At 34.4% G+C, this 23,509-nt stretch carries 21 protein-coding genes; 12 read left to right on the top strand and 9 right to left on the bottom strand.

Translation table 11 applies throughout. From position 1 onward, the window contains the following. Positions 1-17 precede the first annotated feature (17 nt). Genes HCO57_RS02870 through HCO57_RS02855 form a run of 4 tightly spaced genes read left to right on the top strand, consistent with a single transcriptional unit; the run spans position 18 to position 4,186 of the window. On the top strand, positions 18-1,934 hold the full coding sequence (locus tag HCO57_RS02870; protein WP_167987758.1) for a BatA domain-containing protein: 1,917 nt from the start codon (positions 18-20) through the stop codon (positions 1,932-1,934). After that, on the top strand, positions 1,931-3,184 hold the full coding sequence (locus tag HCO57_RS02865; RefSeq protein WP_136950005.1) for a dihydroorotase: 1,254 nt from the start codon (positions 1,931-1,933) through the stop codon (positions 3,182-3,184). Before HCO57_RS02870 ends, HCO57_RS02865 begins: the two co-directional genes overlap by 4 nt. Beyond that, positions 3,184-3,519: a hypothetical protein gene (locus tag HCO57_RS02860; RefSeq protein WP_136950006.1), complete on the top strand. Its 336-nt coding sequence runs from the start codon at positions 3,184-3,186 to the stop codon at positions 3,517-3,519. Before HCO57_RS02865 ends, HCO57_RS02860 begins: the two co-directional genes overlap by 1 nt. A gap of 7 nt (positions 3,520-3,526) precedes the next feature. Beyond that, a complete protein-coding gene (locus tag HCO57_RS02855; RefSeq protein WP_167987757.1) occupies positions 3,527-4,186 on the top strand; it encodes an alpha/beta hydrolase in 660 nt (219 codons plus the stop codon). Here HCO57_RS02855 and HCO57_RS02850 read toward each other — a convergent pair. Further along, positions 4,183-4,677 (bottom strand): hydrolase, encoded by a 495-nt coding sequence (locus tag HCO57_RS02850; RefSeq protein WP_136950008.1) that lies wholly within the window; start codon positions 4,675-4,677, stop codon positions 4,183-4,185. The genes HCO57_RS02855 and HCO57_RS02850 overlap by 4 nt on opposite strands. Before the next feature lies 1 nt (position 4,678). Beyond that, the gene (locus HCO57_RS02845) at positions 4,679-5,455 is read right to left on the bottom strand and encodes an MBL fold metallo-hydrolase (protein ID WP_167987756.1); all 777 of its coding nucleotides are present in this window, start codon (positions 5,453-5,455) and stop codon (positions 4,679-4,681) included. 75 nt (positions 5,456-5,530) lie between these two features. Between HCO57_RS02845 and HCO57_RS02840 the strand changes: the two genes are divergently transcribed. Then, entirely contained in the window at positions 5,531-6,991 is a 1,461-nt protein-coding gene (locus HCO57_RS02840; RefSeq protein ID WP_136950010.1) for a TonB-dependent receptor, read from the top strand. Between the two features lie 28 nt (positions 6,992-7,019). Here the strand turns inward: HCO57_RS02840 and bcp are convergent, their stop codons facing one another. Beyond that, the gene (bcp, locus tag HCO57_RS02835) at positions 7,020-7,472 is read right to left on the bottom strand and encodes a thioredoxin-dependent thiol peroxidase (protein WP_167987755.1); all 453 of its coding nucleotides are present in this window, start codon (positions 7,470-7,472) and stop codon (positions 7,020-7,022) included. 45 nt (positions 7,473-7,517) lie between these two features. On the opposite strand from bcp, the gene HCO57_RS02830 reads away from it, so the two are divergent. Continuing rightward, positions 7,518-8,183, top strand: a complete 666-nt coding sequence (locus HCO57_RS02830) for an endonuclease III domain-containing protein (RefSeq protein WP_167987754.1) — start codon at positions 7,518-7,520, stop codon at positions 8,181-8,183. Between the two features lie 30 nt (positions 8,184-8,213). On the opposite strand, the gene HCO57_RS02825 is transcribed toward HCO57_RS02830, so the two are convergent. Together HCO57_RS02825 and HCO57_RS02820 are read right to left on the bottom strand one after the other, a co-directional pair. Next, positions 8,214-8,357, bottom strand: coding sequence for a hypothetical protein (locus tag HCO57_RS02825; RefSeq protein WP_167987753.1), 144 nt, complete (start codon positions 8,355-8,357; stop codon positions 8,214-8,216). Positions 8,358-8,428: 71 nt separating this feature from the next. Beyond that, on the bottom strand, positions 8,429-9,010 hold the full coding sequence (locus tag HCO57_RS02820) for an RNA polymerase sigma factor (protein WP_167987752.1): 582 nt from the start codon (positions 9,008-9,010) through the stop codon (positions 8,429-8,431). A gap of 251 nt (positions 9,011-9,261) precedes the next feature. Here HCO57_RS02820 and uvrA point away from each other — a divergent pair, with 251 nt between their 5' ends. The 3 genes from uvrA (at position 9,262) to HCO57_RS02805 (ending at position 14,907) form a co-directional block, all read left to right on the top strand. Beyond that, positions 9,262-12,042, top strand: a complete 2,781-nt coding sequence (uvrA, locus tag HCO57_RS02815) for an excinuclease ABC subunit UvrA (protein ID WP_167987751.1) — start codon at positions 9,262-9,264, stop codon at positions 12,040-12,042. A gap of 64 nt (positions 12,043-12,106) precedes the next feature. Beyond that, positions 12,107-13,522: a TPM domain-containing protein gene (locus HCO57_RS16580; RefSeq protein ID WP_209065964.1), complete on the top strand. Its 1,416-nt coding sequence runs from the start codon at positions 12,107-12,109 to the stop codon at positions 13,520-13,522. 170 nt (positions 13,523-13,692) lie between these two features. Further along, on the top strand, positions 13,693-14,907 hold the full coding sequence (locus HCO57_RS02805; protein ID WP_167987750.1) for a hypothetical protein: 1,215 nt from the start codon (positions 13,693-13,695) through the stop codon (positions 14,905-14,907). A gap of 65 nt (positions 14,908-14,972) precedes the next feature. On the opposite strand, the gene HCO57_RS02800 is transcribed toward HCO57_RS02805, so the two are convergent. The 4 genes from HCO57_RS02800 to HCO57_RS02785 are packed head-to-tail and all read right to left on the bottom strand — an operon-like array spanning position 14,973 to position 20,416. After that, a complete protein-coding gene (locus HCO57_RS02800) occupies positions 14,973-16,427 on the bottom strand; it encodes an oligosaccharide flippase family protein (RefSeq protein ID WP_136950017.1) in 1,455 nt (484 codons plus the stop codon). Further along, positions 16,418-17,698, bottom strand: a complete 1,281-nt coding sequence (locus HCO57_RS02795) for a glycosyltransferase family 4 protein (RefSeq protein WP_167987749.1) — start codon at positions 17,696-17,698, stop codon at positions 16,418-16,420. The genes HCO57_RS02800 and HCO57_RS02795 overlap by 10 nt, the downstream gene beginning before the upstream one ends. Continuing rightward, entirely contained in the window at positions 17,698-20,130 is a 2,433-nt protein-coding gene (locus HCO57_RS02790; protein ID WP_167987748.1) for a YfhO family protein, read from the bottom strand. Before HCO57_RS02790 ends, HCO57_RS02795 begins: the two co-directional genes overlap by 1 nt. Before the next feature lie 25 nt (positions 20,131-20,155). Then, positions 20,156-20,416, bottom strand: coding sequence for a DUF4834 family protein (locus HCO57_RS02785; protein ID WP_136950020.1), 261 nt, complete (start codon positions 20,414-20,416; stop codon positions 20,156-20,158). Between the two features lie 84 nt (positions 20,417-20,500). On the opposite strand from HCO57_RS02785, the gene HCO57_RS02780 reads away from it, so the two are divergent. The 3 genes from HCO57_RS02780 (at position 20,501) to HCO57_RS02770 (ending at position 23,508) form a co-directional block, all read left to right on the top strand. Next, positions 20,501-21,466, top strand: coding sequence for a transporter (locus HCO57_RS02780; protein ID WP_167987747.1), 966 nt, complete (start codon positions 20,501-20,503; stop codon positions 21,464-21,466). Between the two features lie 62 nt (positions 21,467-21,528). Beyond that, a complete protein-coding gene (locus HCO57_RS02775; protein ID WP_167987746.1) occupies positions 21,529-22,650 on the top strand; it encodes a GNAT family N-acetyltransferase in 1,122 nt (373 codons plus the stop codon). Between the two features lie 3 nt (positions 22,651-22,653). Continuing rightward, entirely contained in the window at positions 22,654-23,508 is an 855-nt protein-coding gene (locus HCO57_RS02770; protein ID WP_167987745.1) for a fructosamine kinase family protein, read from the top strand. The last annotated feature ends 1 nt before the right edge of the window (position 23,509 follow it).

Raw genomic sequence — 23,509 nt, 5'->3', positions numbered from 1 at the left:
GATAATTAAAACTAGGAATGCAGTTTAAATATCCAGAACTTCTTTGGGGCTTACTCTTACTCATTATTCCTATCCTTATTCACCTTTTTCAACTACGTAAGTTTAAAAAAACAGCTTTTACCAATGTAGCAATGTTGCAAAAAGTACAAGCCAATTCTAGAAAAAGTAACCTTCTTAAAAAATGGCTTTTATTAGTAACCAGACTACTTTTGTTAGGTTGCCTTGTAATTGCTTTTGCACAACCCTTTTTAGCTAATAAAAAGGCTATGACCACACAAGAAATTGTGGTATACATAGATAATAGTTTTAGCATGCAAGCCAAAGACGGCAGCATATCTTTACTAGAAAAGGCAGTGCAAGAATTTATACAAAATTTACCAGAAAAGGCTAGTTTTAGCCTTTTTACGAATACAGACACCTATAAAAATGTAAGGTTAGATGCTGTGGAAAATCAATTACTACAGCTATCCCACACGGCTAAGCAACTCACTAAAAATGAAATTAAAATAAAAGCAAACTCGCTTTTTACTACATCTAAAACTACCTTAAAACAATTGTTGGTTTTTTCTGATTTTCAAAATCGATTGAAATGGAATAACGATAGCATACCTAATGTTGAAACTTATTTGGTGCCTTTACGCCCAGAATACACTACTAATTATAGTTTAGATTCTCTTTATTTAATAGATAACGCTGGTCAAAAAGATTTAAAAATTTTGGCAAGTGGAATTCCAGAGAATGAAAATGCACCGGTTTCTTTATATAATAAAGATAAACTAATTGCAAAAACTGCAATTTCTGGCGTTCGAGATGGAATTGCAGAAACTACTATAACATTAACAGAAAAAGACGCTATTAGCGGTAAGCTAGTTTTGGATGATAATGGACTTCAATACGATAATCAATTTTACTTTTCAATTAATGTAGGCCAAAAAATTAAAGTTCTTTCCTTATCGGAAGGGACTGATGATTTCCTTAATCGTATTTATACCAATGATGAATTTGATTTTAATAAGCAGTCTTTAGCACAAGCAAATTATAGTGCCATAGCAGAGCAACATCTCATCATTCTTAACAATTTAGAGCAATTTCCAGACAATCTAATCATCGCTTTAAAATCATTTAAGGATAACGGTGGCAGCATAGTTTTAATTCCATCGGTTACGCCAAACATATCTAGTTATAATAGATTACTTAGCTCGCTGGGGAATTTAAGCGTTTCTGGAATCATTAATTCTGAACAGCAAATAAATACCATTGTTTTTGAGCATCCTATTTACAAAAATGTTTTTAGTAGAAACGTCTCTAATTTTGATGCACCAACCTTACAGAACTATATAGATATTAAAGGCAGCGGTAGTGCTGCTCTTAAGCTTAATAATGGAAAGCCTTTTTTACTAACACAACCACAATTATATATTTTCACGGCTAGTTTTGAGCCAATAAACAATAATTTCACCAACTCTCCCTTAATTGTGCCCTCACTTTACAATATGGGATTGCAAAGTTTTAAACTCCCTCCGTTATATTTTAAGATAGGCACTAACGCTAAATTAGATGTGCCGTATACACTAGAAGAAAATAGTATTCTTAGTCTGCAAAAAAGTGAAGCAGAATTTATTCCTCTACAACAAGTTTACGCCAATTTTACTTCCCTAGATTTTAAAAATGGTCCAGAGGAAAGTGGTACTTATACGATTAAAAAGGAAGAAGAAGACATAGGGTTACTAAGTTTTAATTACGCTAGACAGGAAAGCAAATTAAATTATACAAATGTTTCTAATTTTAAAGCCTTTTCTATTGCAGAAAGTATACCTAACTTATTTTACAATTTAGAACAGGACCGCAACATAGTATCTTATTGGAAATGGTTTGTTATTTTTGCGCTGGTCTTTGCCCTACTGGAAATTCTTATCCAAAAATTCATTAAATGAACGTACTCTTAAAATCGGCCAAGATAGTTGCTCCAAACGCTAAAGAATACCACTTAAAAACACGGGATATTCTTATTAAAAATGGAAAGATTTCAGCTATTGAACCTACTATTGAAAATAATGAAGTCAAAAACCTAGTACTAGACAACTTGCATGTTAGTTTAGGATGGTTTGATTCTAGTGTGGCTTTCGGTGAGCCAGGTTATGAAGAAAGAGAAACTATAAGTAATGGATTACGAGTTGCAGCACTTAGTGGATTTACTTCTGTAGTAGTTAACCCTAATGGTAATCCTACACCAAATACGAGTAGTACTATTGTTTTCTTAAAAGAACGAGGAAAAGGACATCTTACAGATTTGTATCCGCTTGGTAATTTTACGGTGGATGCAGAAGGTAAAGATATGGCAGAATTGTACGATATGTACAATACAGGGGCTGTTGGTTTTTTCGATTATAAGCGCCCTATTAGCAACGCTAACTTGCTAAAAATAGGATTGTTATACACTCAAAATTTTGAGGGCTTGTTATATTCCCATCCTTTAGATAAAAGTATTAAAGGTAAAGGTGTAGTGAATGAAGGTGTTGTTTCTACAACTCTAGGTCTCAAAGGCATACCTGCATTGGCAGAAGAATTGCAAATAGCAAGAGATATTTTTTTATTGACTTATACAGGAGGTAAATTACACATACCTACAATATCTTCTGCTGGCGCGGTAAAATTAGTCGCTGATGCTAAGAAAAAAGGCTTAAATATAAGTTGTAGTGTTGCTTTACAAAACTTGTGGTTTACAGATGATAAACTAACGGATTTTGATACGCATTTTAAATTGAGTCCTCCCTTGCGTACCGCTAAAGACCGCAACGCTTTACAAAAAGCTGTAGAAAATGGCACCATAGATTTTATTACTACAGATCACACACCTATAGACATTGAGCAAAAACGTATAGAGTTTGATAATGCTGCGTATGGCAGTATAGGCTTAGAGGCGGCTTTTGGTGTTGCAAATTCTCTTTTTGGCATAGAGAAAAGTGTTGCACTTTTAACCAAGGGTAGAGATAGGTACGGCATAGAAGAACCTAAACTAGAAGTTGGGGCAGAAGCTAACCTATCGCTTTTTAATCCTGAGGAAGAATACACTTTTACTTCAAAAAACCTACTATCTACCTCTAAAAATTGCGCCTATTTGGGTGAGGTACTTAAAGGCAAAGTATACGGTAGTATTAACAATAACAAATTGCTTGTTAAATAATGCAGACAGAAGAAGCACAGAAAGGAAAAACAACAGCCATAGTAGCTTATTTAACATTAGTAGGATGCCTTATCGCAATTACCATGAATTTAGAGCCTAAAAATACATTTGCTCGCTTTCATATCAGGCAAGCTTTTGGCATTCATATTCTTTTTCACGCTATGGCTATTGTAGCAACTTATGCGGGTATAGCTGTAGCCTCTGCTACAACCGTGCTTTATTTGCTGTATATGGCTATGTGGATTTTCGGATTTGTACAAGCTTTAAATTTATCTACAAAACCACTACCCTTTTTAGGTCCACTTTTTCAAAAGTGGTTTACATTTATAAATTAAAATACAAATGACAACCCAATCTTTATCCCTAGAGCACTTAATACAACCTAATGCTAAAAATACTGGTGAAAAACCAGCTGTGTTATTTATGTTCCACGGTTATGGTAGTAATGAAGAGGATTTATTTTCTTTTGCTCCAGAATTACCAGAGAACTTATTTGTAATAGCTGTACGTGCTCCCTATAATCTAGAGCCTTTTGGCCATGCGTGGTACGCTATCAATTTTGATGCAGAGCAGGGTAAATGGAGTGATGACGCACAAGCTATTGAATCTAGAGATAAAATTGCTGCTTTTATAGATGAGGCTTGTGAAGCTTATCATCTAGATAAAGAACGGGTAACGTTGCTTGGTTTTAGCCAAGGAACTATTTTAAGTTATGCCGTAGCACTCTCCTATCCAGAAAAAGTAAAACGGGTTATTGCATTAAGTGGATATATTAATGAAGCCATTCTAAAAAAAGACTACCAAAAAAACGACTTTACCCAATTGGCGTTTTACGCTTCTCACGGATCAGTAGACCAAGTTATTCCTGTAGAATGGGCCCAAAAAGCTCCTATTTTACTACAAGAATTGGGTATTAAACATAAATACGAAGAGTTTCCGGTAGGGCACGGTGTTGCTCCACAGAACTTCTATTCTTTCAAAAATTGGTTAGAAAATAATTAGTTACTGCGGGTATACAAAAGATGGTCTACTAACGTAAAATCAACACTTAAATCATCTTTAAGCTCATATTTCAGAATTAAATCACCCCAATATTTACCGTCACTAAAATCGGTAACTATCCAGCGGTGGTTCATGACTTTAATTTTATTTATTTTAAAATCACTATCCATTCCCTCATAAGGTATCAACGGATTGTCTCCTTTTTTTTCATTTGTTTCTAACAACTTATCTGCTATATAGTTGGCTGGGTTTTCTAAATTAAGATGGTCATAATAAGCTAAAGCATCATCATTGTTCTCTAATGAAAAATACTGCATTTCTAATTGCCTTATCTTACCGGCTTCTACGGAGTCTTTTAATTGCTGTACTTCTGTTTTTAAATCTGCTATTTCTGCTTCGTTAGCCTTAGATTTTTTATTGCCGTTGACTATTGCGTATAGTGCTATTAAACTAGCAAACACAAACAGATAAAGGAATATATTCTTTTTCATTCTAAATGGTAATTTTTAAATTATCGTAGGCTAAATGTATACCCTCTGGCAGTTTGGCTTCTACCTCTTTATGAAAACCCAACAGGTGACTAATATGCGTAAAATAGGTAGTTTTTGCTCCAACTTGTTTAGCAAAAGCAATGGCTTCCTCTAAATTAAAGTGAGAATAGTGTTGTTCTTCTCTCAGAGCATTTACTACTAATACTTGTAGGCCTTTCAATTTTTTTATTTCTGGTGCCTCTACCCTTTTCACATCCGTCAAATAAGCAAAATCTTTAAATCTGAACCCCAATACTGGCAATCTATTATGGAAAGCTTCAATCGGTATTACTGTCAAACCGTGTAAATCTAACTCAGTATTTTTATCAATCTGATGTATCTGTACTGCAGGAGCGCCAGGATATCTATCTTCATCAGCAAAAATATAATCAAAACGTCTACGTAAAGAAGCTATCACACGTTCATCTGCATAAATAGGGATGTCACCTTGTCTAAAAAAAAATGGCCTTATATCGTCTAAACCAGCCGTATGGTCAGAATGCTCATGCGTAAATAGAATAGCATCTAATTTAGAAATTGGGTTTGCCAATAACTGTTGCCTAAAATCAGGACCACAATCAATAATATAATTATATCCTTCCCAAGATATAAGAACTGAGACTCTTAAACGTTTATCCTTTGGGTCCGTACTTAAGCAAACAGGATGCGTGCTACCTATTATGGGAATACCTTGTGAAGTACCGGTGCCTAAAAATGTAACTTGTAAACCTTGGTTCATTGTTTTCAAAATTATAACATAATTGTTTAAAAGGTTTATATAACTTATTAACTTTGATCCAATAAAATAGTTGTTATGCCCATTGCTCCTCATACAGAGAATGAATTTGAGAATATACCCTCTATAAAAGCAAAGACCTTGCGTATTAACCTAAATAGGGATATCTACGGAACTTTTGCAGAAATAGGGGCCGGACAAGAAACCGCAAGACATTTTTTTAGGGCTGGTGGTGCTTCTGGTACTATTGCAAAAGCAATGAGTGCTTATGATAAAGCTTTTAGTGATGCTATTTATGGCATTGAGGACGATGGCCGTTACGTAACACAATCTAGATTACGTAAAATGTTGTCTTATGAAATGGATTTAGTAGAAGAACGTATTTCTAGAGAAGACAATCCTAACTACTTGTTTTTTACATACGCCAACACTGTTGCAACCATAGATTTTTCTAAGCGATACAAAGGCCATGGTTGGGTTGGACTACGTTTTCAACTAGATCCAAACCAAAAGGAATATGATGAAATTATCTTACATATTCGCTTTAAACAAAATGAAGCCCGTTTACAACAAGAAACACTAGGTATTCTAGGAGTTAACTTAATATATGGCGCCTTTTACAAGTTTGATAAGCCCAAGAAAATTTTAAAATACCTATATGATCATATAGATAAGGACACCCTAGAAATTGATATGATTAATTTTACGGGGCCTAGTTTTAGCCATGTAGACAACCGCTTAATGAGTTTACAACTTATTAAGAACAACATGACAGATGCAGTAATGTTTGGTCCTGATGGGCACAACTTATTACCCGCAGCAGTATTATATAAGAAAAACATTCTAGCATTACGTGGTAGTTTTAGACCAGTGACTAAGGTTAATATGGATATGTTTAAGAAATCTTACGACATATTTATACGAGAACAGACCGTAGATTTTGACAATACCATAGTTATTTTTGAAATAACGCTATCTAACTTAAAAGCTTCTGGAGAGATAGATGAGCAGGATTTTATGGATCGAGCAGAACTCCTATGCTCACTAGGCCATACTGTAATGATTTCTAAATTCCAGGAATACTACAAACTTGTAGAGTATTTTAATAATTACACCAAAAATAAGATTGGTTTAACCATGGGTGTCAATAACATGGTAGACGTTTTTGATGAAAAATATTACCGTCATTTAAGTGGTGGCATTCTTGAAGCCTTTGGCAAACTTTTCTTTAAAGATTTAAAAGTATACTTGTATCCTATGAAAGACCCAGAAACTGGTCAGATATTAACAAGTAACAATGTAAGGGTACACCCTAGAATGAAGGAATTGTACAAATTCTTTAAATACAATGGTAAGGTTATGGACATTATTGATTATGACCCAGATATTTTACATGTATTCTCTAGAGATGTGTTACGCAGAATTATTGAAGGAGAAGAAGGTTGGGAAGAGATGCTACCCGAAGGAATTGCTGAGATAATAAAAGAAAAAAATCTTTTTGTTCGTAAAGAATTACCTTTAGCAAAAGAAGAAAAATAAAAAAAAAGCCCTCAATGGAGGGCTTTTTTTATGCTAAAATCTGAGCAGCGTGGTCTTTTGTTTTGACCTTTGTAATTACCTCTTTAACAACGCCTTCTTCATTTACAATAAAAGTTGTTCTATGGATACCATCATATTCTTTACCCATAAACTTTTTTGGCCCCCAAACTCCAAATGCGTTTATTACAGTCTTATCTTCATCTGCCAATAACGGAAAAGGAAATTCGTATTTATTCTTAAAATTAGCTTGACGTTTTTCAGAATCAGCACTAACTCCAAGTAAATCATACCCTTGCGCTTGTAATTCTTGATAATTGTCTCTCAAATTACAGGCTTCCGCAGTACAGCCGGGTGTACTCGCTTTAGGATAAAAAAAGACAACTAACTTTTTACCTTTATAATCTGATAAGGAAATTGTGTTGCCATCTTGGTCTTTTGCAGAAAATTCAGGTACTTTATCACCTGCTTGTAACATATTCATAGCATTAAATTTTGTTAACTACTTTTTCTTCAAAATTAAACATTAATGACTAAACAAGAGAAAGTTCAATTTGTTTTGGACAAGTTGAATGAACTTTATCCTACAATACCTGTTCCTTTAGACCATAAAGACCCCTACACCTTGCTCGTTGCCGTGCTATTATCTGCCCAAAGTACAGATGTACGAGTAAATCAAATAACCCCGTTACTCTTTGCTAGGGCAGACAATCCTTTTGATATGGTAAAGCTATCCGTAGAAGAAATTAGAGATATTATTAGACCAGTTGGGCTATCCCCTATGAAATCTAAAGGTATACACGGTTTGTCTCAGATATTAATTGATAAATACAATGGAGAAGTACCTAAAGAAATAGAACTGCTAGAAGAATTACCTGCCGTTGGACATAAAACCGCTAGCGTAGTGGTATCACAAGCCTTTGGGATACCCGCTTTTCCCGTAGATACACACATACATAGATTGTTATATAGATGGGGGTTTTCTAACGGTAAAAATGTGGTGCAATCAGAGAAAGACGCTAAAAGGTTATTTCCTAGAGAAGAATGGAATAGACTTCATTTACAAATAATTTGGTACGGTAGAGAATACTCCCAAGCCAGGGGTTGGAATTTAGAAAAAGATATCATTACCAAGACTATTGGCAGAAAAACAGTGCTCAATGAGTATTATAAAAAGAAAAAGACCGCTAAGTAACGGTCTTTTTAATATTGTATGGTTAATGTCCTAGTTAAGAACATTGTCGAACTGCATGTTATTGTAATTGATAACATTTAAGGATTTAGAGTATCCTAATAAAAATTTCACGGTTTCTGGTCTAGCCTTAGCAATTCTGCAAACCGTAGGTTCTTCAGAGTAAATTTTTTCCATATCCTAGCGTTTAAATTCAATAGTATAACGCCAGTAAAACGGATTTATTGCAGGCTTCGACCTATGACCAATTAATTCGTTAAAACGATATTATTGCGTTCTACTATCTTTCTTAGGTTAATTAATGCATAACGCATTCTACCTAAAGCCGTGTTTATACTTACCCCTGTATTTTCAGAGATTTCTTTAAAACTCATGTCTTTGTAGATGCGCATAATCAACACTTCTCGTTGGTCATCCGGTAATTCATCTATTAAACTAGATAAATCTGAGTCAATTTGATCTTTAATCATTTGTTTCTCTGCATTCAATTTATCATCATGGATAACAGAGAAAATGTTAAAGTCATCACTACCTTCAAACTTTGGCATTCTTTTGTTTTTACGGAAGTGATCAATAATTAAATTATGTGCTATACGCATTACCCAAGGCAAAAATTTACCTTCTTCGCTATAAGACCCTCTTTTAAGAGTCTTAATTACTTTAATAAATGTGTCTTGGAAAATATCTTCTGTAATGTCTTTATCTAAAACTTTAGAGTAGATAAAGCTAGAAATTTTTTGATTGTGTCTATTAATCAACACTTCAAGGGCTTTCTCGTCACCGTTAATATAGTTTTTTACTAATACTGAGTCATCTAATTGCAGTTCCATACAAATTACTTTTTTGGTTATAACAGACCACGCTCCTTTGGGAACAAAGTCTTTGTGTTATTGGGTTATTAATTAAAAAAGTAATTATTTACTGTATAGGCCTATCAGAGATTTAATTACACATCAAATATAGATATTCAGTATACCTGCCAAAAAACTATGTTGTGATTTGCGGTATTTGTGATGTCAAAGTTAATAATATTGGTATAAACTGCATTCAATAGTATCTTTATTCTTTAATTAAGACGAAAATGACTTCACTTTCAGCTGTAGATCCAAAGCAGAATATCATCATAAAAGGTGCCAAATTGCACAATCTTAAAGATATAGATGTTGTGATACCCCGTAATAAACTGGTTGTGATTACTGGTTTGTCTGGTTCTGGCAAGTCTTCTCTAGCATTTGATACTCTTTTTGCAGAAGGTCAGCGCCGTTATGTGGAAAGTCTTTCTTCTTACGCAAGACAATTCTTGGGTAAACTAGATAAACCCAAAGTAGACTATATAAAAGGTATAGCCCCTGCAATTGCTATAGAGCAAAAAGTGAATTCTACCAATCCTAGGTCTACCGTTGGCACAACGACAGAAATTTACGATTACCTTAAACTATTATTTGCGCGTATTGGTAAAACCATATCTCCTATATCTGGTAACGAAGTAAAAAAAGAAACCGTATCTGATGTTGTAGATTATGTAAAGACTTTTGAAGAAGGTACCAAACTACTTTTACTAGCTCCCATACATATTAAGGAAGACCGTGATGTTTACAAATCCTTAGAATTATTCTCTAAACAAGGGTATGCGCGGATAAAGTATAAAGGAGAAGTGTTGCGTATAGACCAAGCGCCAGAAAATATGGAGCGCAATTTTGAACTGGTGGTAGACCGGATTATAGTTAAAAATGAAGATGAAGATTTTCTAAATCGGTTAGGTAATGCCGTAGATAATGCCTTTTTTGAAGGCAAAGGTGAATGCGCAATTGAAGAATTATTAGCGGATACAAAAAGAACGTTTAGTAATAAATTTGAATTAGACGGTTTAAAATTTTTAGAGCCTAATGTGCATCTTTTTAGTTTTAATAATCCCTATGGCGCTTGTCCAAAATGTGAAGGTTATGGTGATGTAATTGGTATAGACCCGGATTTGGTAATTCCTAATACAGCACTCTCAATTTATGAAGAGGCAGTATTTCCATGGCGTGGAGAAAGTATGAGCTGGTACCGAGAACAATTAGTAAACAGTGCATACAAATTTGATTTCCCCATACATAAACCCTGGTTTGAACTTACCGAAAAGCAAAAACAATTGGTATGGGAAGGTAATCAGCACTTTATTGGCATTCATAAGTTTTTTGAACAATTAGAAGAAAAGAGCTATAAGATACAAAACCGGGTAATGCTGTCTAGATACAGAGGTAAAACAAAATGTAAAGTCTGCAACGGAAAACGATTACGTCCAGAAGCTGATTATGTAAAAATAAATGGTAATTCTATTTCTGATTTAATAGAATTACCCATTAAAAAATTAGCGCCATTCTTTAATTCATTACAGCTTAATGAGCATGATACTGTTATTGCTAAACGTTTACTTAAAGAAATTACCACTAGACTGGAGTTTTTAGAAAAGGTAGGTCTAAGTTATCTAACCCTAAACCGAAAATCCAATACCCTATCTGGTGGCGAAAGCCAGCGAATTAATTTAGCAACTAGCTTAGGGAGTAGCTTAGTAGGTTCCATGTATATTTTAGATGAACCTAGTATTGGCTTACACCCCAAGGATACAGAAAACTTGATAGATGTACTAAAATCATTACGCGACTTAGGTAACACCGTAATTGTTGTTGAACATGATGAGGATATAATGAAAGCCGCAGATGAAATTATAGATATTGGGCCAGAAGCAGGGACACTTGGTGGTAAAGTGGTTGCTACAGGGGATTTTAATACCATACTTACTGCAGAATCGCTAACTGCTAAATATCTTAATGGTTCCATGGAAATTGCCGTGCCAAAAGAGCGTAGACATTCCAAAAACTACATTAAGATTATAGGCGCAAGAGAAAACAACCTTAAAAATATAGATGTAACTTTTCCGTTAAACCAGCTAACCGTAATTACTGGAGTATCTGGGAGTGGGAAAAGCACTTTAGTAAAGAAAATTCTATACCCCAGCATGCTCAAAGCTACGGGTGGATACGGAGAAAAAGCAGGGCAATTTTCTGATGTTGAAGGCAAATATTCTCAGATTAAACATGTAGAATTCGTTGATCAGAACCCCATTGGCAGATCCTCCCGTTCCAATCCTGTTACCTATATAAAAGCGTATGATGAGATTAGGTCTTTATTTGCATCGCAAAAGCTAAGTAAATTAAGAGGTTACCAAGCCAAACACTTTTCTTTTAATGTAGATGGTGGCAGGTGTGAAAAATGTAAGGGGGAAGGAGAAATAACTGTAGAAATGCAGTTTATGGCAGATGTACACTTAGAATGTGATGTATGTAATGGTCAACGTTTTAAAAGAGAAGTCTTAGAAGTTCAATTTGACGGAAAGAATATTAACGATATTTTAAACCTTACTATAGACGATGCTATTGACCATTTTAAACAACACGAACAAAAGAAAATAGTACAACGATTAAAACCATTGCAAGATGTTGGTTTAGGCTATGTTACTTTAGGGCAAAGCTCTTCTACCCTATCTGGCGGTGAGGCACAGCGTATTAAATTGGCTTCTTTTTTAGTTAAAGGAGCAACTAAGGACAAAGCGCTTTTTATATTTGATGAACCTACTACAGGTTTGCATTTTCATGATATTAAAAAATTATTGAAATCTTTTGATGAACTTATAGATAAAGGACATTCCATAATAGTAATAGAGCACAATATAGATTTAATAAAATGTGCTGATTATTTAATTGATTTAGGTCCAGAAGGTGGTGAAAATGGGGGTAATTTACTCGCAGAAGGCACCCCAGAAGAAGTGATTAAAAACAAAAAATCTTTTACCGCTAAATATCTAAAAGAAAAACTTTAAAAGACCTCGGTTAATTGGTTCAAATAAAAATATATAGTTTAAATATAACCGTTATGAACTGAATATGATAAAATTTAAAACTCAGTTCTTTTCTTTAGGGGTACTATTCTTTTTCATCAGTTGCGTTTTTTCTCAGAAAGAGACTAGCGTAAAGGTACTTAAGGATTCTATTTTAAAATCTTTAGAGATAGAAGTAGCGCAACCAGACTCCTTGTCCATAAATTTTGATGGAGCTACAAATTCAGAAATTTTAAATTATCCTGAATTTATTGCTCCTAATTATGGAATGCCTAAATCCATTTACACTGTAACAGAAGTACCCTCCCCTAGGGGAACTGGAATTTTTGGTTATGTGTCTGACCCCTTGGACTATATCTCAGAAACTGAAGAACGCTATTTAAACCAAGAGCTGTACCATTTAGAACAAGAAACAACTGCAGAAGTTACTATTGTATTTCTGCCTAGTATAGGAAACGAAATACCTAAAGAATTTGCGGTTTCGTTATTCAATACTTGGAAAATTGGTAAGGAAAAAACAGACAACGGTTTACTCATCCTTACAGTAATGGACCAAAGACGGACAGAATTTGAAGTAGGTTATGGTTTAGAGCCTTATTTAACTGATGCTATTTGTTATCGTATTGGTACACAAGAAATAGTTCCTCATTTTAGAAATGGTTATTTTGGATTGGGTTTAATGCGTGCAACTGACCGTATTACTGAGATTATTAGACATCCAGAAAGCGTTCAAGAAATCTATGACACAAATACCTCTATTCAATCGACTAGCAGTGTGTCAAAAAAATGGATTTTCCCTTTACTTATAAGCTATTTAATAATTTCCATTTTATTAGCCCTTTATTTTTATACTAAAGCTTATACCATACATAATTCACAAGACGATTATTACGATAAGTATTTACGTTTAGACGATGCCAAAGCTGGCTGTCTGCAATTTATATTTCCGTTACCGCTATTTTTCTACCACAGAATGGCAAAAAGAAGACTAGCACACTACCGTAAAGCACCCAGATATAGTAAAGTTAACGGCAAACCTATGGCGTTATTAAACAATTATGATGAGATAGATTTTTTAGAGAAGCATCAATTAGTAGAAGAAGAAATACAATCTCAAGATTATGATGTTTGGATAGTAAAAGACCACTCTGATATAAGAATATTAAAATATCCAGGAAAAGCCTACACCAAATACAGTAACTGTAAAAAATGTTCCTTTAGAACATTTGGATTAGACCGCACAGATTATATAAGTGCTGCAACCTACTCGAGTGATGGTTTAAAAGTAGAGCATTATCTGTGTAAGAACTGCAACTATACAGAAGAAAAAGAAATAATTATTCCCCAAAAACAAGAGTCTAACAGTTCTTCTTCTTCTAGCTCTTTTAGTTCAAGTTCTAGTTCTAGCTCCAGTTTTGGTGGGGGTAGTTCTGGCGGTGGTGGTGCTGGTGTTAGCTGGTGAACCCAGAAATTACTTTGTCCTATTTTTTTAAAATGATATTCTTCCAAGAAAACAAAAAATACAAAACACTACAATTCAGCTATTTAAGTAAAGATATATTTTTTGGCACGCTGTTTGGTAAGTTTAAATCAGGATGTAAATAGTTGCATTCAAAACTTAAATCAGAGCGTATGAAAAAGTTAGTACTATTATTGGTAGCGGTGGTTTTAGGAACTGGTAGTTCTTTTGCCACTACAACAAAAGAGAGCACAGCAGTAAGGTCTTATGCATACGGCAACTCATTTATTTTTACAGAAGGTGGTATTACCTTTTCTGTATATCCTGATGGTGAATTTGATTTTTACATAGACAATAGAGTTAATGTAGGGATGGGTGCACGCTTCGGGAATGTGGGCATAACCTTTAATTCTGGTTGGGATTATAATCCTTTTGTACAGTATGACGATTATGGAGCGGTAATTCAAGTAGAGAATGTTCCCATATTTTATGACTATTATGGTAGAGTTACCCAAATTGGAGACGTAGATGTTTGGTATAGAAATAACAGAGTTAGACGTGTAGGCGGGCTAAATATTTACTACAACGGAGGTGTTATCAGTCATTATACTGGATTTATTAACGTATACAACAGAGGTTATGTGTATAGACCATTTCACCGGTATTTTGCTAGACCTGCAGTAGGGTTTTGCAATGTATACACCAGACCATATAGAAGATACTACACTCCTGTAAGATATACTTGGTACCGTCCCTACAGAAATAACAACAGAAGAGTCTACGCTAATGTAGGTAGAGAGTACAGATATAATAAAGGTAGAAGAGATAATATCTACAGAAACGATAAGCGCGTAGTTGTAAGAGATAACAGAAGTATAAGAAGGTCCGCCGATTATGGTAGAAGTAGCAAGGATTATAGTAGAAGAAGCACAATAGCACGTACTAGTAACCAAGGCTATTCTAGAAAATCATCCAATGCGGTGAGAAATACTGATAGAAGGTCCGAAGTTGCCAGAAACAATAATGCCTCTTCTAACAGAAGAAATAGTGTTCAAAGTAGAAGTAATTCTAGAAGTCCACAAGTTACTCAAAGAACTGTGACTAGGACTCCTAGAAGCACTACGGTAACAAAAAGAGAAGTTACAAGAACGCCAAGTAGCAGAACGGTAACTCAGCGTAGTACAACGTATAAGAAACCAAATACTAGGGTAACTAAGGGCAACAGCGCTACAGTTAATAGAAGTACAACTATAAGAAAAAGTACTAACAACGGTAAAAGAGCAACAGTGAGCAGAAGTACAACCGTATCAAGAAAAAGCACACCTGTAAGAAGCAATACCTCTAGAAGAAGTACTACTAGTACTAGAAGTACAAGAGGACGATTATAAGAATTAGTTTTTAGGTTGGTTAGTTGTTTGGCTCCGCATTAGATTTATCTATGTGGGGCCTTTTTTTATTTTCTAACAAACAACTTCTGTAATAGCGCTGTGATATCTTCAGAAATTTTAAAAAGATAAAGCGCACTTACATAAGATACGATAATGGCAATTGATTTGACTAAAATTGCCAAAATAGGATGCCACGGTAAGATTACTACACTAAAAGCTGCTCCTAAAACAACTAATAGGATAAGGGTTTTTAAAATTGCTATACTGTATGGCCACAGCTGTAATTTCCATTTTACAAATAATACTTTTACAACATTGAAAATAAATAGTGCTATAAAACTTGCCAGAGCTGCACCATATATTCCATACTTTGGAATAAGCCATAAATTGAGAAGAATAGTAGCTATGGCCAGTAAAACTCCGATTACTAATACCGATTTATAGTACTGAGAATTGTATAGTATAGAATTGATATTTCCACCAGAAGATTCTAATACCTTAGCTAATCCTATTATAAAAACAATAGAAAAACCTTTTGCATACTCCTCTGGTAATAATTGGTAAAGCTCATTTAAATTTAAAACAATAAGCAAAAACAATAAACCAGAAGCGATAAGCAAGGTCAGAGAAGATTTCTTATAAAGAACATTCAACTCTTTTGTATCGTTAGTGTTAATTAGGGTAGCCGTTAATGGATATGTTATTTGATGCATAGCCCTAGAGGGTACAATAATTACAGTTGCAATAAAAACTGCCACACTATAATAAGCAACATTTTCAATGGTCTTAAATTGATTAATCATAAACTTATCAATCTCTAAAAGCACTAAAGATGCAGAACCACCTAAAATAATGAGCATACTGTAGCTCATGATTTCTTTCGTAGCTTTAGGGAATCTTACGCTTAATTTAGGTTTACGTAAGGAGTACGCATAGAACATCATTATCAAAGACCTTAAAAGGTAAATCCCTACCAATCCTTTTAAAAATACAGCTACGGATATCCAATTATAATACAAGAAAAGTAAGAGTATCAACACACAAAGTCTGGCAAAAACTTCTTTCATAAAATTACCAAAAACCGACTTTAAAAACACCTTACACCAAGCGTAAAACACCTCAAAATAAGCCATGCCAAAGCCAACTAAAAAAAGATACCAGATATAATCCTTAACTAGAATATTTTTTTGTGATAAGTAAACAGCTAGTGAATCATAAAATAAATACACCAGCGATGCTAATGGGATGCTACTCAGCAATGGACTTAAAAGCATAAGTGTTAAAAAGCCGTCCTTTTCTGCTTCTTCTTGTGCTGTATAAAATTTAACTAAGGTGTTATGTACACCAAAAGCTAATAAGGGCATTAAAATCGCCGCTGTAGCTAATATAAAATTTACTAGACCAAAATACGTATCGGACAGTATATGCGTATACAAAAAAAGAATGTTAATGGCTCCAATTCCAAACCCCATATAGGTTATCAAGGTATTTTTAAAAGACTGTCTTAGAACTATGCCCATGCTAGTAATTGTGCTAATCTTTTGGTTAGCGCTTTTCTGTGGTATTGTGCAATATTTATAGGATTCACTTCTAAAGACTGGTTTTGAAATGCATTAAACCAAAGTACTAAATTTTCTTTTATACCATCTTTATCTGTAGCGATATGGTACCTACCAGCTTGGTGCCTTTCAACTCGCTCACCAGCCTCCCAGTATTTAGGTCCGATGGCAAGAATAGGACGTTTTGCAATTAAATATTCAAATAATTTACCTGGAATGATTCCCTGAGTTTCTGGTGAATCTATTTCTAATAGTAATAGCACTTGAGATTTAGCTTGATGTTCCAATACCTCCTCATGTCCTAAATAGCCTAAATACGTTACGTAATCCTCTAATTGATAAAATGCAAGGCTATCTTTTATATCTTCCCCCACTACTCCAATTAAGTTAAGTTGTAATTCTTGGGCAAAATGGTAGTTTTCTTTCACCAACTCAGACAATGCTTGCCATAATGCTATTGGGTTCCTATCTGTTAATAAGGAACCTATATGCGCAAGTGTAAATTTTTGGTCCAAAATTGTTGGTTTCGGCTCTATTTCGTACCCATTTGTTAGAACATGAATGGGTGTTTTAGTGATGTTTTGAAATTCAAGCTTGGTTTTATCACTAGTTACCAAAAGACCATCTGCGGCAAGTAATATTTGCCGTTCCAAACGCTTATGTTGATTGGCTGCCAATCTAGTAAGCTTTAACTTTTTATGATAACCAATTGTGGTCCATGGGTCTCTAAAATCTGCCCACCAAGTAACGCCAGATTTACGCTTTAGTTTTTGACCTATAAGATGCACACTATGTGGCGGTCCTGTAGTAATTAAAGTTGTAATCTGTTGCTGTTTTATAATCCCTGTTAAATATTTTACAGAAGGTTTTACCCAAAATTTACGCGCATCTGGAATAAATAAATTACCACGTATCCACAGTAAAAGTCGTTCTAAAAAGGTTTGTTTCTTTTGCTTAGGAATAAGACCAGAACTGATTTGCTTGGTTTGTTTTTTTCCAAAAAGTGCAGCTAAACCATACGGCTCAAAAATGGGTTGTTTTAAAATGGTAACTTCTTTTGGTATATCTGCTACTAGTCTTTCATCTTGTATAGGATAAGTAGGGTTCTCCGGAACATAGACAATTGGTTCAATTCCAAACTCTGGTAAATACTTTACAAAGTTGAGCCATCGCTGTACTCCGGGCCCTCCTGCAGGAGGCCAATAGTAGGCAATAATTAGCACCTTTTGCATTAAGCAACTGCTTTATCCCGTTTAGGTTTTAGTAAAAAGCCTAAACCACATATTATTATTAAGCCTAGTAAAATATTGCTAATTAATGCAATGGTACTTCCTTTTTTAATTACCCCTGGTTCAAACTTAAAAGTAATAGTATGAGCACCAGTAGGTATAGCCATACCACGCAAGGCATAATTCACTTTTATGTGTGGAGCTAGTTTACCATCTAGATAAGCATTCCACCCATCAGTATAGTACATTTCAGAAAAAACTATAAAACCATCTTTTTCACTATGGGTATTATAGGTGATGAGATTAGGTCTATAATCCTTGATAGCCACTTTAGCTGTTGAATCTTTCACAAAGGCATTTCTATCAATTTTGAACTTGGAAGCATTGTAAACCGCCGTGGTTTTGGTATCTATCCCATCTAACGCTTTAATTTCTTCATTTTCTGATGTTACTGGTACTAATTCTTGTACAAACCATGCTGGCCCGTTAGCATCTGGATTTACAGCAGGGAAACTCCTACCCTCTTCATCTTCTTGAATAATATATTTAGCATTTAACATATTCAAGACTTCAACATTATTGTTGTATAAATGAAACTCGAATAAATCTTGAATCCGTTTGGGTTTTGCTGCATGATACCCTCCTAAAGACTTATGAAAGAAAGAAGTCCTAGCCCCATTTAATCCTTCTTTTGGGTCAAATACTCTAAATATTCCAGGGTCTTGTTGAATTTGCTTATCTAAATCAGTGGCTTTAAAGGGCCTATTAATTTGCCTCATACTAACAAAATCATCCGCATCTACATAGCGTTTGGCAACTCCACCTAAATCCACTACTACTAGTACGCCTAGGGCTACGATGGTAAAATTTTTATTCAATTTCCCTTTTGCATACAAAAACAACAATATAAAAGTTAGAAAACATAACAGTAATGTTCTAAGAGTATCATTTACATAGACAGCCTCTCTATCGGAACGAATCAAAGCCATCAATTCTTCTCCGTAATACCGTAGATAATTTCCATCATTTAGGCTTTCAAATGAAAACGTCCCTTTTAATAAAAAGATGATAACAATTAACCCAAGGGATATTACTCCAGACCATATTACAGCATTTAATTTTTGCGATAAAGTAACCTTTTTCCGGAATAGTTGTTTTAACCCTAAAATGGCTAAAACTGGCACACATAGTTCCACTATTACCTGTATTGACGATACCGCTCTAAACTTATTGTACATTGGGAAATTGGCAATCATAAAGTCTGTAAGTACTGAAAAATTCTTCCCCCAAGATAAAACCAGAGCCACAACTACGCCAGCAAGCAACCACCACTTACGTTTTCCTTTAACTAGAATTAAGCCAATGAAAAATAGAAATAAAACAACAGCTCCAAGATAGGCAGGACCAGCAACAATAGGTTGATCTCCCCAATATAAAGGCAAATTTTCTGAGAATTCCAGTGCCCTAGAGGAAGAAAGACCTTGAGAAGTTAAAAAATCATAGGTGTTGGATTGTTTTCCCAATTTTTCACTGTTAGAACCCCCAAACATTCTAGGAACAAATAAATCTAAAGACTCCGTTATTCCATAACTGTATTGTGTTATATAATCTGTATCTAAGCCAGAGGTTTTGGCTTTAGGACTACCATCCGGATTAATGGTTAAATTAGACTCTCCTCTAGTACTCCAATCTGCATATTCTTTTGTAGCCATTAAACCTGTAGCATTGGTGGTAATACCTAAAATAACAGCTACAATCAATAAGCCTACAGATATAAAAAAATGTTTTAACTTTTTATCTATAATAGCATACACCAATTGCACTACGCCCAGAATAAGAACCAATAACATGAAATAATAGGTCATTTGGTAATGATTAGCACTTATTTCTAAGGCCATTGCCAAGGCTGTAACAATAAATCCTAAGACGTATTTTTTTCTAAAAACCAATACTATCCCGCCTAACAACATAGGTAAATAGGCAATGGCGTGAGCTTTAGCATTGTGCCCTACTCCTAGTATTATTATATAGTAGGTAGATAGACCAAAGGCTAAGCTACCTAAGATTGCAAGCCTATAGTCTACCTTAAGACTTAACATTAAAATGTAAAAACCTATAAAATAAAGGAATAGATAGTCTGCTGGTCTTGGTAAAAACCGAATTAATCGGTCTAATTTTTTAACGTAATCGTGCGGATAGTTAGCGCCTAATTGGTATGTTGGCATGCCACCAAAAGCACTATTTGTCCAATAAGATTCTTCGCCTGTATCTTCTTTAAAGGAATTTCTTTCTTGAGCCATGCCTTTGTATTGGGCTATGTCTGACTGAAAAATACCTTTACCTTGTATTACAGGATAAAAATAGACCAGTGCGGCTATCATAAAAAACAGAAGAACAGCTAAATGCGTAAAAAATGCTTTGGTAGAAAGCTTCATCAATTATATTTTGAGTGGCTAAAGATCACTCAATTTCTTCAAATTCTATATATTCTCCAACTTTTTTTGAAGGGTTACTCTTTGTATTGGATTTTTTATAGACGGTTGTTTTACCCTCTTCTTGGTGTTCTGCTGTCCGTTGTTGAAATCCTCCAAACTGTTGTCCAAACTTTTCTTCTGCCTTTTTAGAGGCATACCGTATAATGTTTGGCATAAATAATTTTAGAAGGAATTTTATCCCGTAGTATACGATTATAAGGATTAATATCGTTTGTAATAAAACCATAGTATCTCGCTATTGCATCAAAATTACATTGTTAGTATCAGTTTATCGGTATTCGTTTCATAAAATAGTATTAAAACTCTGGCTATGGCCCAATTACCTTACAAATTCATTTTCATTTTAGTAAGCATTCCATTTTTTATAAATGCCCAATATACAGATGTTATTAACTCTAATAGACCAGGTATTGCGGTAAGCGCCTACTCAGTGGGTACCGGAGTTGTGCAAGGAGAAGCTGGATTTTTATATGAAAGAAGAGACCACTCCCTACTAAATACCAATGGTAGCAGATTAGGAGGCGAAATAGCGCTTAGGTATGGGTTTTTATTTGAACAATTAGAACTTATATACGAAGGGACATATGTAAAAGAGGCTATAACTTATGAGAATTTTGATTTTGAAGAAACACGTTCCGATTTTACCAGAAATAGATTGGGAATTAAATATTTAATATTTGATCCTTACAAAAATCCAGAAGCTAATAAACCCAATATTTATAGTTGGAGAGCAAACAATAAATTTCAACTAAAAAATTTAATACCAGCAGTTTCCTTATTTGCAGGAGCCACATTTAATTTAGGAGACAATCCTTTTTATCCTGAAGATGGCACCATAAGCTATAGAGGTATGATTGCCACGCAGAGTAGGCTTAGTCCTAAGCAAGTGTTGATTACCAATATTGCTTACGACCGCATAACTACAGATTTTCCAGAATTAAGCTACGCTATATCATACTCTAGAGCTTTTAGAAACCCAAAGTGGAGTATTTTTGTAGAGCACCAAGGTATTAAGAGCGACAGGCATTCTGACCTATTACTCCGTACTGGCATTGCTCATTTGTTTAGCCCAAATTTTCAGGTAGATTTTAGTCTTGGTGGGAGCCTAAAAGACACGCCAATGCGCCTTTTTGGTAGAACAGGGCTATCTTACCGTTTAGATTTTCATAAAGATAAATTAGTGCCTATCAACAAGCAGAAGCCAAAAAATAAAATTAAAAAAGGTAGTATGAAATCTAAGAAAAAGAAAAACAAGAAAGATAAGTTAGATTTCTAAGACTTATTTGCTTAGTACTCCTTTTAATATTTGTTAATATTGCGTAGTTATTTATACGCAGAATGATTAGCATAAAAGAGGTTACCAATAAAGCAGGCTTAAAGGCTTTTGTGAAATTTCCATTTTCACTCTACAAAAACAATCCCTACTGGGTTCCACCAATTATTAAGGACGAACTAGAAACTTTTGATCAAAATAAAAATCCCGTTTTTGCTAATGCAGAAGCACGCTTTTTCTTAGCTTATAAAGAAAATATAATTGTGGGTAGAGTTGCCGCAATTATTAACTGGTTAGAAGTTAAAGAGCAAGGACTTAAAAAAATGCGTTTTGGATGGTTTGATTTTGTTGATGATTTAGAAGTTTCTAAAGCATTATTACAAAAAGTAGCGAGCATAGGAGCAGAAAACGCCTTAGATTACATGGAAGGACCTGTTGGTTTTACCAATTTAGATAAAGTTGGTGTTTTAATAGAAGGTTTTGACCATATTGGCACAATGATTACTTGGTATAACCACCCGTATTACCAAAACCATTACGAAGCTCATGGTTTTACAAAGGAAAAAGAATATCTAGAAAACAAGTTTAAGGCAGCCGCCGCAGACCCTAAATTGTTTGAAAAAGCCAACACTTTAATCAAAAGAAGATTTCAACTGCGCGAATTAAACTTTACTAAGAGTGAAGATATAATGCCATGGGTAGATAAAATGTTCGATTTGTTTAACGAGAGTTATGCTAAGTTGTCTTCTTTTGTGAAAATTACAGATGTACAGAAAGAATATTTTAAAAAGAAATACATTTCATTCATCAATCCAGAATATATAAAGTTTGTTGTTGATAAAGATGATGAACTGGTTGCTTTTGCCATTGTTATGCCATCTTTTTCTAAGGCGTTACAAAAAGCTAAAGGAAAACTCTTCCCTTTTGGATTTTACCATCTATTACAAGCAAGAAAAAATAGCAAAGACGTCATTTTTTACCTTATTGGCATTAGACCAGAATATCAAAACAAAGGTATTACTGCTATAATATTTAATGAGTATTACCACACTTTTAAAGAAAAAGGAGTAGAAAACTGTATTAGAACTCCTGAACTAGAAGAAAATACCGCTATTAGACAAATGTGGAAACATTTTAATCCCATTACCCACAAAAGAAGAAGAACCTACCGTAAAGCATTGAATTAAGGTATGATGAAATGGATTTATGAGCTTTTTAAGGGCGATATTAAATCTATTACTTCGCTAAGCGGCGGTAATGTTTCTCAAGTTTTTAAAGTAGTAACTACAAGCGATGTTTTTGTAGTAAAATGCAATTATGAGAAAAATGCTGAAGTATATTTTAAAGCCGAAGTAAACGGATTGCATCAAATAAAAGCAACAAATACTATTGAAACACCTGCAATTCATTCCTACGGTAAAATAGAAAATAACGCCTATCTAATATTAGAATGGATACCCACTAAAAACGCGGACCAAGAGGCTATGCATACCTTGGGTATACAACTTTCACAGTTACATTCAACAACAGAAACCACCTACTTTGGGGCAAAAGAACATAACTTTATTGGTAACTTACCTCAAAACAACACCATAAACCCAAGTTGGAGTACTTTCTACGCTCTACAACGCTTATATCCACAATTAGGGATAGCCAGAAAATTGGGATATCTATTAAAAGAAGAGATTCCCAACTTGGATAATATACAAAAAGTAATGACCACGATAGCTGATAACACCAAACCTTCTTTATTGCATGGAGATTTGTGGTGTGGAAATTACCTAATACATGAGAACGGCACTCCTTATCTTATTGATCCGTCTGTTTACTATGGCCATAACGAAATGGAATTAGCAATGACTAAACTATTTGGTGGCTTTTCCAATAACTTTTATCAAGGCTATCATGAAAATATCCCACCGCATAAAAATCAAAATGCACTAACAGAAGTATACCAATTATACTACCTATTAGTGCATTTAAATATGTTTGGCAACAGCTATCGAAGCAGAGTTGTTGAACTACTAAAGCGTTATTTTCTATAAG

Source organism: Croceivirga sp. JEA036 (assembly GCF_011882165.1).
GTDB lineage: Bacteria > Bacteroidota > Bacteroidia > Flavobacteriales > Flavobacteriaceae > Croceivirga.
The sequence above is the reverse complement of the archived record's forward strand: the minus strand, read 5'-3'. Positions and strand labels throughout refer to the sequence as shown.